The organism is Paenibacillus sp. FSL H8-0332 (assembly GCF_037963835.1).
Classification (GTDB): domain Bacteria; phylum Bacillota; class Bacilli; order Paenibacillales; family Paenibacillaceae; genus Paenibacillus_AQ; species Paenibacillus_AQ rhizoplanae.
This window is the reverse complement of sequence record NZ_CP150145.1, coordinates 669,119-681,559: the sequence shown is the minus strand read 5'-3', so window position 1 is coordinate 681,559 and position 12,441 is coordinate 669,119. Positions and strand designations below refer to the sequence as shown.

Here is a 12,441-nt window from a genome sequence, read left to right as displayed (position 1 = left end):
CCGTCAATCCTCGAAGTACTTCCACCATTCCACCAGCCAAGGCTCATCTACGGCGCGCAGGCGGAATCCCTCCAGCAGCACCTGGCGCACCCGCTTCTCCATCTTCACAAAGCTGTTATCCTCCTGGTACATTGGCGCGTAGGACAGATCTTCTGATAGGAATTGCCGGAAGTCCTTCATGCAATCAAGTACCCTTTTCCCTACTGGAAGCTGCTCTGCTACCTGTACAAGCCACTTGTCATACGGATAGGGGTAGCCCTCCACCGTGATGGCGCAGCGTAAGGCCTGCTTGAACACCTCGACCGCCTGAAAAAGAACCGGAAAAGCCTCTCCCCGGCGCACGGGATTATCCAGGCTTTTGGCAGCACTCCGAAGGTCTATGTAGGTCTTCTTCCGCAGGCTCATCAGAAGGTCTGAGGGCAGCGGGACCATTTGCGCGAACAGCGCCTTCAGGTCCAGCGGATCATGATAGATACAGGAGACCGATGCATTCCACAGCCAGTCCAGTTGCCCCTTCCCCAGAGCCTGCTCCAGCTCCGATAATTTGAGCAGGGTGTAGTGTCCGATTTTGCCGCTGGGCAGATGAACATCTACAAACAAGCTGCTTCTCTCCGGGATCAGCCCCGCCCGTGCAAACCGGCTCGTAATCGGCTCATAGTGTTCATCCCGGCAGACCAGGATCAGATCGATGTCCGAGCTGTCGTCCACAATCCCCAAGGCTGTTGATCCATCCAGCAGGATGCTGATATGCCCGCAATCCTCCGCAAGCAGCGGGTGATTCAGGATATGGATGCTAATATAGCTGGCGATTTCCTGAAGTAATTCGCTATACCGCTGCCGGTTTTCAGGCTTCAGCAGCAGACTGGATAGACTTGCCGTCCATAGCACACTTTTCCCTCCCTCTCATAAAATTCCCGCTCCCTGCAACCAACCGCACAGAACATATTTCCGGAATATTATAACATAATTTAGGAGGGTTACTGTCTGGATTGTCTCAAAGTGTATTATGGATTACTGTGGACAGCCTTGTTCCGAAAAAGATGACTAGCGCCTCATTCCCACAACAGTCATACGTATGCTATAGGCGCTGGAACAGTAGTAACTATATTTTGTACAATGGAATGCTGTAAAAATGGCATCGAAATAGATTCTATTGTATTCGGTACATTTGAATGTTGAAAAAAGGCCACTTTTCGCCCATTACGCAACATTCTACTGTAAGAAATACAACAGAACCTCATTTCTCAGTCAACTATGCGTTTTCTATTGCAGGAAATACAATCGGCTACTTTCAATTCAAGCGTAGACTACAGTTAGAAGAGGAACTCCTGCCTTTTCACGGTTTTTAATTGTACACAATACACCTATCTCTGGAGATACACTTCGAACGTAACCTCATACTTTGCACAACAAATAGGCTGGGCGCTCAACAAACACACCCAGCCTATCTAACACAGCTTATCCCCGCCTATTGCACCGCTCCGTGAACAGCCGCCCCGCATAGTCGCTAATCAGCTCACGCAGCGCCAGTTTGCGGCTCCATTCGGCCGGAATGCCGCTGAGGCCGTAGTAGGCTCCGGCGATCTGACCGTAGATGGCCCCGGTGGTGTCGGCGTCATTGCCGAGATTCACAGCGAGCAGCGCACCTTCCGCGAAGCTGGCCGACTTATGGAACGCCCACAGTGCCGCTTCCAGCGACTCCACGACATAACCCGAGCCTTGAATCTGCGGCGGCTCCTTCACCTTATAGGAGCCTTGCTTGATGTTCAGCATATGCGGGGTCAGCGTATCTTCATCCAGCCATTCGCGGAAGGCATCCGGCGCCAGCATCTCCTGCTTACTCCAGCCATGCAGCCCCGCAAGGATATACGCCGCGAGCAGGCGGCAGGCAGCAAGACACTCGGCGGCCCCGTGTGTTGTTCTTGAGCTAAGCGCTGCATAGCGGATCGCCTCAGCGGGCTGCTCCGCGTAGTACATTACTACAGGAGCCAGACGCATAATTGAGCCGTTCCCGGCAGAGAACGGGTCCTCTGAACCGCTGTACGCCTCCCCGCTTGCTTCATACCGGTGCAGCGCTTCGCGCGTTGCATTCCCGATATCGAAGCATCTGCCGGTGCTGCTGAGTGCGCCTTCGCGGTACCACTTCACATACCGCTGCATCTGATCTGCCGGATCGAAGGCCTGCACCGCCAGCAAGCTCTCCGCAAGGCAGAGAGCCATGGAGGTATCATCCGTCCATTGACCCGGCTGCAGAGCGAATACCCCACCGCCGACAATATCCGTCATTGGCTTGAAGGTGCCAGGCGCCTGAAATTCTACAGTCGTGCCCAGCGCATCTCCGGCGGCCAGCCCCTGTAGACAGCCCTGATAACGGTCAATCATCAATGTCACTTGTGTATCCCCCTTCCCGGAAGCTTCATCCCTACACTCATTCCCCAGGGTATTTCAGCCCCCACTGTGCCCGGACTGTATCCAGCAGCTTCATTATGGCTAAGGATTCATCCAGGGTCATTACCGGACTCTCAATAAGTCCCGCTTGAAGGCAGCGGCCCACCTCTTCCGCCTCGAAGGCATAGCCGACCGAAGCGCGGTCATCTTCGAACATCTCTGCTAATTCGCCGTTCACGTACAGCTCAGCAGACTTCGGATTCACAAGAGTTCCTTTGACCACGATATGCCCTTCCGTTCCGTAGACATAGGCTTCCTCATGCATATTCAGGCGCACGCCCCCGTTCAGGGAAGCGGACACGCCATCGCCGTAGGACAACAGCAGTGAGAAGTGCTCGTCCACACCAGTCTCTCCGATATGAACGGTACTGCTGACCTTCTCAGGATGGGGTCCAAGGACCATTGAGGCGAAGGAGACCGGATAGATGCCGACATCCAGCAGCGCTCCGCCGCCAAGGGCCGGATTCAGCAGACGTCCTTCCGGGTTCCAGTCAGCGCGGAAGCCCAGGTCCGCTTTTACTAGCCGCACTTCACCAATTCTCCCGGCTGCGAGCCACTCCCGCACCTTCACATGCGCCGGGATATATCGGCTCCACATCGCTTCCATCAGGAACAGCTTATGCTCCCGGGCATAGACCACGACTTCCTCCAGTTCAGCACTATTAACGGTAAAAGGCTTCTCGCACAGCACAGCTTTACCTGCACGCAGCGCCAGCAGCGCGTTCTCCCGGTGGAACGGGTGCGGTGTGCCAATATAGACCGCGTCCACTTCCGGGTCGTTCACCAGATCTTCGTAGGTGGCATATGCCACAGGAATGCCGTGATCCGCGGCGAACTTATCCGCGCTCTCCTGTGAGCGCGAGCCGACTGCATAGGCCACCCCATTGCTGGCGTGGGCCAGATCCGTTGCGAACTGATGGGCGATCCAGCCTGTGCTGAGAATGCCCCATTTTATCGTGTAAGCGTTATCTTCTGCCATAGTAATATCCTCCTCTTAATGAAGCTCAGGTCCCTCTGATTCTATCAAAATCTCCCTGGTGTGTACATGTCCGCCTCCCGCCAGAACCCTCCAGCTCCATACAAGTGTGTATTACAGCCCGAACAACAAATTCAGGCGTTCCTCCGAATAACCGTCCTCCCCGCGCCAGTTGGCTACAGCGTTGAAGTCATTGCCTCCGCCCCGGCCCTGACGCGGCTCCTCCTGCGGAACCAGAATACCAGCATATCCCCAGATCTCCATCACCACATCCCGCTCATATTGATTAGAAGGGAAAATATTCTTCCAGTGCTTCTCCAGCTTCCGTGCCCCGTCCTTGCTGCCGCATAGCTTAACGGCCTCGGCCATGTCTTGCAAAATACGAAGATCCTGCGGAGTAGCCTCCACCTCCTCTTCCCGGCTGAACAGCTCCAGATCCAGCCAGCAATACAGCAGCTTATTGAGGCGGATGCCGCCCCATTTGACACGCTCGAAATTGAGCACATTCAGATCCACATGTGTATATTGCCCGTCAGACATCAGATGCCCGGCATCACAGGCTGCACAGCTGCTATACCTTGGCTGCTCAGCAGGAGGCTGGGCGTAGGCATGCGCTGGCAGCTCCGAGGTCAAGGCCCAACTGGACAAGGCGCTCCGCAGATGAACCTTCCGGGTAGATAGACTGTGCAGGAAGGCGGCCGCCACCTTGTCCCGGGTCACGCTTCCGCTGTGCAGCTCCCGCAGCTTCTCCACCAGCTCATCATGGGTGATCGTCAGGGGATCGAACATGACCCCCTTGCTCTTGGCATAGTCGAAATCCTCACCGGAAAAAGGCCCGGACGTCCCCTTCCAGCCATTCGCGCTCCAGAACGATTTTTGCAGTATAGTTTTGGCTCTTTTATCCAAGTTCACTAGCTCCCGTCCTGATCCTTAATTATGTATCTCTTATACTTAACCTGGAGATCGGGATTTGCACCGTCACAAGTGGAAACGGCTTTGCCGTCCTTTGAAAGAATGGCGGTGCTCAGCCTACCCTCTCGCCAGTTCTGAGAGTCTTCTCTCACCGGCCGTTTGTAATGGATGGATTGTTGCACTTCTTGCAGGATTTCTCTACAAAATGTTACTGGCTACGGTACATTATTGCATCTTTTACAAGAATTCCGGTGTTTAGAGCAAGTTAGCGCTGGCTTTGTTGCATTTCATGCAGGATTTCCGCATAGGTCACTTCTATTAGGCAGTATTGCTGCACTTCTTGCAGGATTTCTCTAAAAAGTTACGTGCTGTGGAGCATGGGGCCCATATCTAATCGCAACAGCACTGATTGTATTCGGTTTTCCGCGTACATCCAGCCTTTGGACGGAAATTATAATTTTCTAAAAACAAAAAGACTCCCCCCGCCGCCGCAAATCCACGGTAACAGGGAGAGTCTTGTATTATTTTTGCTCAGCTAATCTTTTTTGCTCAGCGTATCTTATTTGCTCAGTGTAAGCTCCAGACGCACCTCAAGGTCATTCTCGGTATCCAGCACGATCGAATGCGGATTGCTCATGCCGAAATCTTCAAAGGTAACCATGGTTGTACCTGACAGCTTCAGCTGTCCGCCGCTGTATAAGGCTTGTGCATCAAAGGTAACCTCTTTCTCGATACCTTTAACCGTCAATGTACCCTGCAGCTTCACCGGCACCGCCGTGCCTTCTGTCCATTCCTTCGGCAGCTCCGAGAAGGACTTGACTGCGAAGGTGGACTGCGGGAACTCCGTAACAGACAGGAAGTCCGCTCCCTTGACATGCTCATCCCGCTGGGCGGTTCCCGAATCAAGCGCGCTCATGTCGACCGTCCCTTCCCCGGTCATCGCGGAGGCATCCTCCAGATTCACCTTCCAGGTTCCCTTAACGGAGGGGTCTACGAAGTTCACGGTTTCTTTGGATGTGGTCACGGACAAGTAGACCTTGGACGGCTCTGTAATGTTCCAGTTTCCGTTCAACTGCTCCGGCCTTACAGCAGCAGCGGCCGCAGCCGCATTGGCCGTTCCTTCCTTCCGGGCTCCGCTGTCCTGGGCCTGCTCAGGAATTACCGATTCAATCTCCACCTTATTGCCAAGACTGTTATTCACTAAGATGAAGGCGGTGATGGCTCCTGCAATAATTACAATGGCTGCGGTTATAGCGATGGTTCTCTTCTTCATACGATCTCCTCCATTCCATATTCTTATCTCTGCTCTATTGGCTTGGCTCCCATTCTAACAAAGGAATATGTCGGGAATAAGTCAAAGCACGCCGTCCTGCAATGTGATAGAATTGTCGTAATTTTAAATAGGAGACTGAAGCTCATGAAATCGATACTCATCGTAGAGGATGAAGAAGCCATCGCACGGGTGCTTAGTGCCTATCTGCGAAAAGCAGGCTTCCACGTGACCCGGGCCGCAAACGGCCGGAGTGCCCTGGACGCCTTCGAGGAGGCGCCTCCCTCGCTGGTCCTGCTCGATATTATGCTGCCGGAGATGGACGGCTTCGAGCTGCTGGGGCTCATCCGTGAGCGGAGCAGCTGCCCGGTCATCATGCTCACCGCCCGGGACGGCATCCACGACCGGCTCGCGGGACTGGACGGCGGGGCCGACGACTATATGTCCAAGCCCTTCATTCCCGAGGAAGTGGTCGCACGGGTGAAGGCCGTGCTGCGCCGTCCCTCGCAGTGGTCGGACGGCAGCCGCAAGCGCCATTTCGGCAGCCTGTTCATCGATTTCTCGGCGCGCAGCATCTTTCTGAACGGGGCGGAGGTCAGCCTCAGCCCGCGCGACATGTCGGTGCTGCTGTTCCTGGCCGAGCGCCCGAATCAGATCTGCACCCGTGACCAACTGCTGGAGCATGTGTGGGAGATGGATTACGATGGGAGCGACCGGGCCGTTGATCTCTCCATCAAGCGGCTCCGTCAGGCACTGTCGCACTGGCCGGACCGTGAAGGCGAGATCCGCACACTGAGAGGAACAGGTTATCAATTATGGACAACATAAATAAGAGTAAGAAGAACGACGACAAAAAGAAGAAGACCACCTCCATCCTCACTTACTGGACTCTGCGGTATCTGCTGATCATCAGCATCGGGCTGCTGGTGACGGCGCTGTTCACCTTCTGGTGGATTCAGCAGGAGGCGATGAACAACCGGATGCAGACGACCGGCCTGCTGGCGCAGGAGATCGCTGACCGCAGCGTGGACACAGACGGTCAATTAGCGATTACCCCGAGCCTGAATAAGCTGGTGGAGGACCGCAAACGCTTTTTCAAGGTAACCGAGGAGATGTGTGTAATTATCACCGGACCTGAAGGCGAGCTGCTGTACTCCCAGCCCCCGATGACAGACGAGGAGATGCGGTACAAGCTCAATGATAGCCTGACTGATTCACGGACCTCTGAATACAAAGCCGCTGCCGCACAGATCCAGGGGGATCAGGGCACGCTGGGGCAAGTGCTGGTTATGCAGTCCAAGCGCTCCCTGCGCCACATTCCGACGGAGGAGATCACCTTCTTCTCGATTATCATCGTCTTCCTGATTATTTTAAGCTGGCTGACGATCTATCTCTTGTCGATCAAGCTGGCCAAGCCGGTTCAGCGGGTGGCTGCCGCCGCCGCGCAGATCAGCAGCGGCCAGTATAATATCGTGCTTGAGACCGGGGCCAGGGAGCGCGAGATTCAGGAGCTGCTCGTCTCCTTCCAGGAGATGGCGGGCAAGCTGCAGCAGTTCGAGCAATCGCGGGCCATCATGCTGGCCGGCGTATCCCATGAGCTGAAGACACCGGTCACCTCGATCAAAGGACTGCTCCATGCGGTACGCGAGGGGGTTGTCGAAGGCGAGGAGGCCGGGGAATTCCTCGATATCGCTCTGCTTGAGACCGATCGGCTGCAGCACATGGTCGCTGATCTGCTGGACTACAACGCACTGACAGCGGGCATGGTTGCCGTCCGTCATGATAACCTTGAAGCAGCCCCGCTGCTGGAGGAAATCCTCTATCAATGGATGCTGACCCAGAGCGAAGAGGTCAGTAAGCCCGTCCTGCTACTGCCGGAGACCCCGCTTGTGCTGCGGGGAGATCCGCTGCGCATCCAGCAGATTATCGTGAATCTGCTGGGCAACAGCCTGCAGGCGAAGATGCCGGACCGCAAGCTTCAATTGAAGCTTGAGCTTACGGCTACGCCGCAGGGACAGGCCCAAATCACCGTTACGGATAACGGGCCGGGCATCCATCCGGATAGCCGGGAACGGATCTTCGAAGCCTTCTACCGCAGCTCGGGCAAGCAGAGCCTGCTTCGCGGACTCGGGCTGGGCCTGACCTTCAGCAGACTGCTGGCCGAGGCTATGGGCGGCAGTCTGGAGCTGGGCAGCCATCCGCCGCAGGGCTGTTCCTTCGTGCTGCGGCTCCCGTTGGCAGAGTCATAAACCGGGGAAGCGCGTGGTAGTCCAGCACCCCGCTGCATGGTATAATCAACTGACTACAAGTGGAAACGGCATTGCCGTCCTTTAGAGGACGGGACCGTTTCAGTGAGAAATAGAAGGATAATATATCGTGTGCAACATATAAATTCTTATATTTCAAGTGGAAACCGGAGGCGTATATGCTTACTTTTGAACAGAAAATAGCTATTCTTGATTCCTATCCCCAGCTGGAGGCGCGGAAGGTCTCGCTGGGAAGGGTGAATTATCACCTGGAGCAGAGCCGTCACGACAAGAAGACCGTGGCTTCGCATATTCACCCGAACGGGAACGGCTTCGTGTATGCAGGGCTGCTGCGGGGCTATGAGACGGATGATAAGGGACTGGTTAATATCCGCGATTATTCGGAGACTGCACTGCGCGAGCTGCTGGATGCGTCCATCACTTCTCTCTTGATGTACATTCCCGAGGCCCCTGCTCCTTCCAAAAGAAAGAAAAAAGCACAGACTGGCGGAGCTGAAGCGCAGTCGCTGTGGACGAATGAGGACGGGCATACGCTGAGCCTGAGATTCGAGGAGGATCTGTGGTATCTCTATGCCGGACTGCAGCTTGAGATGGCCTTCGAGACGACGGCTGAAGCGGAGGAATATCTCGCTGAAGAGGGCTTTGCCCGGGTGGCGGACGAACCACACGAATAGAAATAGCCCGGGCCCGTAAATCGACGTCTATCGACGATTTACGGGCTTTTTGGCATGAATTTCTGCATATTCCGGCAAATTTATAGAATTTCCCGGTGAGTCCCCTTATACTAGAGCCAATGGCATTTTCCATATATTTCACAAGGAGGAATCACAATGAACAATCCGGAAGGCGGAGCACCCTTCACGAATCCTGAGGGGCCAAACAACCAACCTGGGCAACCGCAACCGCAGCCCCAGCGCAAGGTAAGTGAACAGTTCAATAACCTGCTCAAGGATGAACGTGTAAAGCAGGCACAGGCGGTAGGCAAGCAGTATTGGAGCTTTTACCTGAGAGCCCTTACCCGCCCTTACAGTACAATGAGGGAAATTCCTGTGGCCCATTTCATGAATAGCCTGATCACTATGGGGCTTACGGCATTACTGACGGCCTTATATTTCCTCACCTTGTTCATTAAATGGGATGTCTCGGCTATCTTCGGCCCCGGCTTCCTGAAGCCCCTGCTATTGACGGCGGCAGGTCTTGCCGTTGCTTGCGGAGCCACTTATGCCGTTCTCCGGCTGGAGAAGGTCAGCTTCGATTTCAAATTGCTGATTACCCGGATGGGGACGCTGCTGGTTCCGGCGGTAGCGCTGCTGGTGCTGGCGATCCTGTCGCTCGCTGTCAGCCTGTACTCCTTCTCGACCACACTGCTGACGTTGTCCTTCCTGTTCGTCTTCATCAGCATGAACACGACTTTGTTTCAATATCCGCTGAACACCGCCGGCAGCCGGGGAATTGATACCTTATACCCGATTGCCATCGCCAACATTGTGACCGGATATATTTTCTACAAGCTGATCACCTCTGTCATAGCCGGAGCAGCCTTTGGTATGATAAGCAACTCGTTTAATCTGTAAAATGACAACGCACACCAAAACCGGCGCTGCCGTCCTTAGTAGGGGCGGCAGCGCCGGTTGCATGTGTTGCACTTGTATTCAGCTGGGTATGCCTGTTACGGAGTGGTTGGGGCAGCCGGTGCTGCCGGCATTTCAACTTCCTTCGCGTCCAGCGCTTCCTGCGGAATCTTGATTTCATCCACCTTGTTGTGATCGCTGATGGTCGCATTCATCTTCATATCAATCGATACGGTCTGATCTCCGCTGGTCATATCCATGACCATGGTAACATCTGTACGGGTCGGGAAGTAAGTCTTCTTATCCACCGCATACGCGATATTCATGCTCTTGATGTTCATCTGCTCCATCATGGCAGCCATCTGCGGATCGGAACTGCCGCCCTGGTTCATATAAGTCTTCGCCAGTTCTTTGACATCATCACCGGATACCTCTGCTTCCAGCATATAGTTATCACCATCCTCGGTGACCTTCGTCTTTTCGGAAATCGCCTTGAATTGCTCCAGCTGCTTCTCAGGGCTAGCCGACTGCTTCATAGCCGTTACGACCTGCTCACTCATGGAAGAAGGCATCTTCATCCATTGGCCGTTCACTTGCGAGTAGAAGCCGTCAGCCGTAACATATTGCTCCATCTTCTGGTCGCCTTGACTGGTCTTCATATCCACTTCCTGATGCATTTGCAGCGGGTCTTTGGTGTATTGAGATTTCATTGTCATATCAGTCGCTTGTTCTGTATTCTGGTCGCCTTGTTTAATCATAATCTTCTGCTTCACCTGCGACTCCATGGCGAAGCCCTTCAGCTCAGCTCCCGCTTCAGCCGTCTTCTGGATCAGTTCTTCCACACTTGGAACTCCGTCCGATGTCTGTTCAGCAGGCGCAACCGATGCGGTCGCTTCCGGAGCTGCATTTCCAGCAGGCGCAGCCGTTGCAGCCCCCTCCGATGGTTTGAGCTCCTCATTATTGCCGCAGCCAGCCAAGGCAGCACTTAGCATAACACCCATAAATATCGTAGTCCATTTCTTCAAGTTCGATTCCTCCTAGTAATATCAGCAAGTAGTATTGTTAAATCTTGTGATGTATTAACCACAGGAGTACCCCTTTTAATCAGCCTTTTAAAAGTTACATCCAAAGTCATGGTCGTCCAGGTGAAAAAAGAAGACTATGAAGACAGGCAAAACTATGCTTATATATGGAGAAACCAATATATATATTGAATTTGGAAACACAAGGACAAGGAAAGTGACAGAAGAGAATTTTGGAACTGTAGGAGCGGTAGCGTCCGCCTTTGTCACCGGATTTCTACCGCATACAGCGGTGTAAATTAAGAAATCTGGGGACAACAGCGGCCGGAGGGCCAAACATTCTTTGGAGTCACGCATTCCCGGTCCGAAAAACTTACAAGAACAATCTATATAAATCCTAAAGGGAAGAAGCGTGGACCGCATGAGTTTTGAAATCGTAGAGGCTACTATTGCTGAGATTGGGGCTGCTCTGGATTCCGGAGAGATTACGTCCAGACAATTAGTCCTGATGTATCTTGAGCGCATTGCCGATCATGATAAAAGCGGCCTGACCGTCAATTCCGTGCTGGAGATTAATCCGGATGCGCTGTTCATCGCTGAATCCCTGGATACCGAGCGTCTGCATCAAGGCCCGCGCGGACCGCTGCACGGCATACCGGTGCTGCTGAAGGATAACATTAATACCGGGGACAACATGCATACCAGCGCGGGCTCGCTGGCGTTGGCGGATTCTTTTGCCGGAGAGGATGCCTTCATCACTGTCCGGCTGCGCGAAGCGGGGGCCGTGATTATGGGCAAAGCCAACATGACGGAATTCGCCAACTTCATGACGAATGGTATGCCCTCCGGCTACAGCTCCCGGGGCGGACAGGTGCTTAACCCCTACAATATCTCCACACCGACAGGCGGCTCCAGCGCCGGGTCTGCGGTAGCGGTCGCTTGCAATTTCTGCACGGTATCCGTTGGAACAGAAACCTCCGGCTCGATCCTCAATCCCGGCAATCTCGGCTCTATTATCGGTATTAAGCCCACGGTGGGGCTGATCAGCCGCTCCGGCATTCTGCCACTCTCCAGTACACAGGATACCGCCGGACCTATGGCTAGAACGGTCCGTGATGCTGTTCTTCTGCTGAATGCCCTGCTCGGGCAGGATGAGAAGGATGCCGCCATGGGCCCTAACAGAGGCAAGGTTCATGAGGATTATACTGTCTTCCTGGATGCAGATGGTCTGCGGGGAGCAAGAATCGGAATTCCGCGCGATTATTACTTCGAGGAGCTGACGGAGGAGCAGCTGGCGCTGTTCAATGCTTCTGTGGAGAGAATGCGCGAGCTTGGGGCAACCATCATAGATCCGGCAGAGATTACAACGGCGCGGGAGATCGGCTATTCGTCCGTGGTGCTGAATGAATTCAAAACCTCGCTGAACGCTTACCTGGCCCGCCTGGGTCCGGGTGCCCCAATGCGCACCCTGAAGGATATTATCGACTTCAACCATGCCCATCCGGTGCAAACGCTGAAGTTCGGGCAAGCTACGCTGCTGGATGCTGAATATACGACCTCGGGCACCTTCACCGAGCCGCAATATCTGCGTGACCGCATGACGGATCTCCGGCTCTGCAAGGAGCAGGGGATCGACGCCACGATGCGTGAGCATCAGCTCGACGCCCTATTGTTTCCCGCTGACTTCGGCGCACGGATTACCTCAAGAGCCGGCTACCCATCCATCGTTGTGCCGTCAGGCTATACCTCAGCCGGTGCCCCCTTCGGCGTAACCTTCTCTGCCCGCGCTTATGAGGAGCCGGTGCTGATCAGACTCGCTTACGCGTATGAACAGAACTATAAGGTGCGGAAGGCCCCCTCGCTGAAAAGCTTCATCTGACCCTGCCCCGCCTTAATCTGCGGCTATACCCATATGCCTGTTGCCTTCATGGGACAGGCCCCAGGTGCGCAGCTCGTAGCTGCGGATAGCTGGTCC

General features: G+C 54.4%; 11 protein-coding genes. 5 read left to right on the top strand and 6 right to left on the bottom strand.

Annotated elements, in window-relative coordinates:
• Positions 1-3 precede the first annotated feature (3 nt).
• From NST43_RS02930 to NST43_RS02910, 5 genes are all read right to left on the bottom strand, one after another.
• Positions 4-888 (bottom strand): hypothetical protein, encoded by an 885-nt coding sequence (locus NST43_RS02930; protein ID WP_339222446.1) that lies wholly within the window; start codon positions 886-888, stop codon positions 4-6.
• Positions 889-1,458: 570 nt separating this feature from the next.
• Positions 1,459-2,391, bottom strand: a complete 933-nt coding sequence (locus NST43_RS02925) for an ADP-ribosylglycohydrolase family protein (protein WP_339222445.1) — start codon at positions 2,389-2,391, stop codon at positions 1,459-1,461.
• Between the two features lie 37 nt (positions 2,392-2,428).
• Entirely contained in the window at positions 2,429-3,427 is a 999-nt protein-coding gene (locus NST43_RS02920) for a Gfo/Idh/MocA family oxidoreductase (protein ID WP_339222443.1), read from the bottom strand.
• A gap of 111 nt (positions 3,428-3,538) precedes the next feature.
• The gene (locus NST43_RS02915; RefSeq protein WP_339222442.1) at positions 3,539-4,330 is read right to left on the bottom strand and encodes a hypothetical protein; all 792 of its coding nucleotides are present in this window, start codon (positions 4,328-4,330) and stop codon (positions 3,539-3,541) included.
• A 565-nt stretch (positions 4,331-4,895) separates the two neighbouring features.
• Positions 4,896-5,609 carry a YceI family protein gene (locus tag NST43_RS02910; RefSeq protein ID WP_339222441.1) on the bottom strand — a complete coding sequence of 238 codons (714 nt, stop codon included), beginning with the start codon at positions 5,607-5,609 and terminating at the stop codon, positions 4,896-4,898.
• A gap of 144 nt (positions 5,610-5,753) precedes the next feature.
• On the opposite strand from NST43_RS02910, the gene NST43_RS02905 reads away from it, so the two are divergent.
• The 4 genes from NST43_RS02905 to NST43_RS02890 all read left to right on the top strand — a co-directional run bounded on the left by NST43_RS02905 (position 5,754) and on the right by NST43_RS02890 (position 9,447).
• Positions 5,754-6,434, top strand: a complete 681-nt coding sequence (locus NST43_RS02905; RefSeq protein ID WP_339222440.1) for a response regulator transcription factor — start codon at positions 5,754-5,756, stop codon at positions 6,432-6,434.
• Positions 6,422-7,855: an ATP-binding protein gene (locus NST43_RS02900; RefSeq protein ID WP_339222438.1), complete on the top strand. Its 1,434-nt coding sequence runs from the start codon at positions 6,422-6,424 to the stop codon at positions 7,853-7,855. Before NST43_RS02905 ends, NST43_RS02900 begins: the two co-directional genes overlap by 13 nt.
• A gap of 176 nt (positions 7,856-8,031) precedes the next feature.
• Complete coding sequence (locus NST43_RS02895; protein WP_339222437.1) at positions 8,032-8,547, top strand: hypothetical protein; 516 nt, start codon at positions 8,032-8,034, stop codon at positions 8,545-8,547.
• A gap of 156 nt (positions 8,548-8,703) precedes the next feature.
• Complete coding sequence (locus tag NST43_RS02890) at positions 8,704-9,447, top strand: hypothetical protein (protein WP_339222435.1); 744 nt, start codon at positions 8,704-8,706, stop codon at positions 9,445-9,447.
• Positions 9,448-9,542: 95 nt separating this feature from the next.
• Here NST43_RS02890 and NST43_RS02885 read toward each other — a convergent pair whose 3' ends face one another.
• A complete protein-coding gene (locus tag NST43_RS02885; RefSeq protein ID WP_339222434.1) occupies positions 9,543-10,469 on the bottom strand; it encodes a DUF6612 family protein in 927 nt (308 codons plus the stop codon).
• Positions 10,470-10,887: 418 nt separating this feature from the next.
• Between NST43_RS02885 and NST43_RS02880 the strand changes: the two genes are divergently transcribed.
• On the top strand, positions 10,888-12,345 hold the full coding sequence (locus NST43_RS02880) for an amidase family protein (protein ID WP_339222433.1): 1,458 nt from the start codon (positions 10,888-10,890) through the stop codon (positions 12,343-12,345).
• Positions 12,346-12,441 lie beyond the last annotated feature (96 nt).

Bases quoted from the DNA above. Each gene is read 5' to 3' on its own strand.
- NST43_RS02920 (WP_339222443.1), bottom strand. From the start codon at position 3,427: ATGGCAGAAGATAACGCTTACACGATAAAATGGGGCATTCTCAGCACA.
- NST43_RS02910 (WP_339222441.1), bottom strand. From the start codon at position 5,609: ATGAAGAAGAGAACCATCGCTATAACCGCAGCCATTGTAATTATTGCA.
- NST43_RS02905 (WP_339222440.1), top strand. From the start codon at position 5,754: ATGAAATCGATACTCATCGTAGAGGATGAAGAAGCCATCGCACGGGTG.
- NST43_RS02900 (WP_339222438.1), top strand. From the start codon at position 6,422: ATGGACAACATAAATAAGAGTAAGAAGAACGACGACAAAAAGAAGAAG.
- NST43_RS02895 (WP_339222437.1), top strand. From the start codon at position 8,032: ATGCTTACTTTTGAACAGAAAATAGCTATTCTTGATTCCTATCCCCAG.
- NST43_RS02890 (WP_339222435.1), top strand. From the start codon at position 8,704: ATGAACAATCCGGAAGGCGGAGCACCCTTCACGAATCCTGAGGGGCCA.
- NST43_RS02880 (WP_339222433.1), top strand. From the start codon at position 10,888: ATGAGTTTTGAAATCGTAGAGGCTACTATTGCTGAGATTGGGGCTGCT.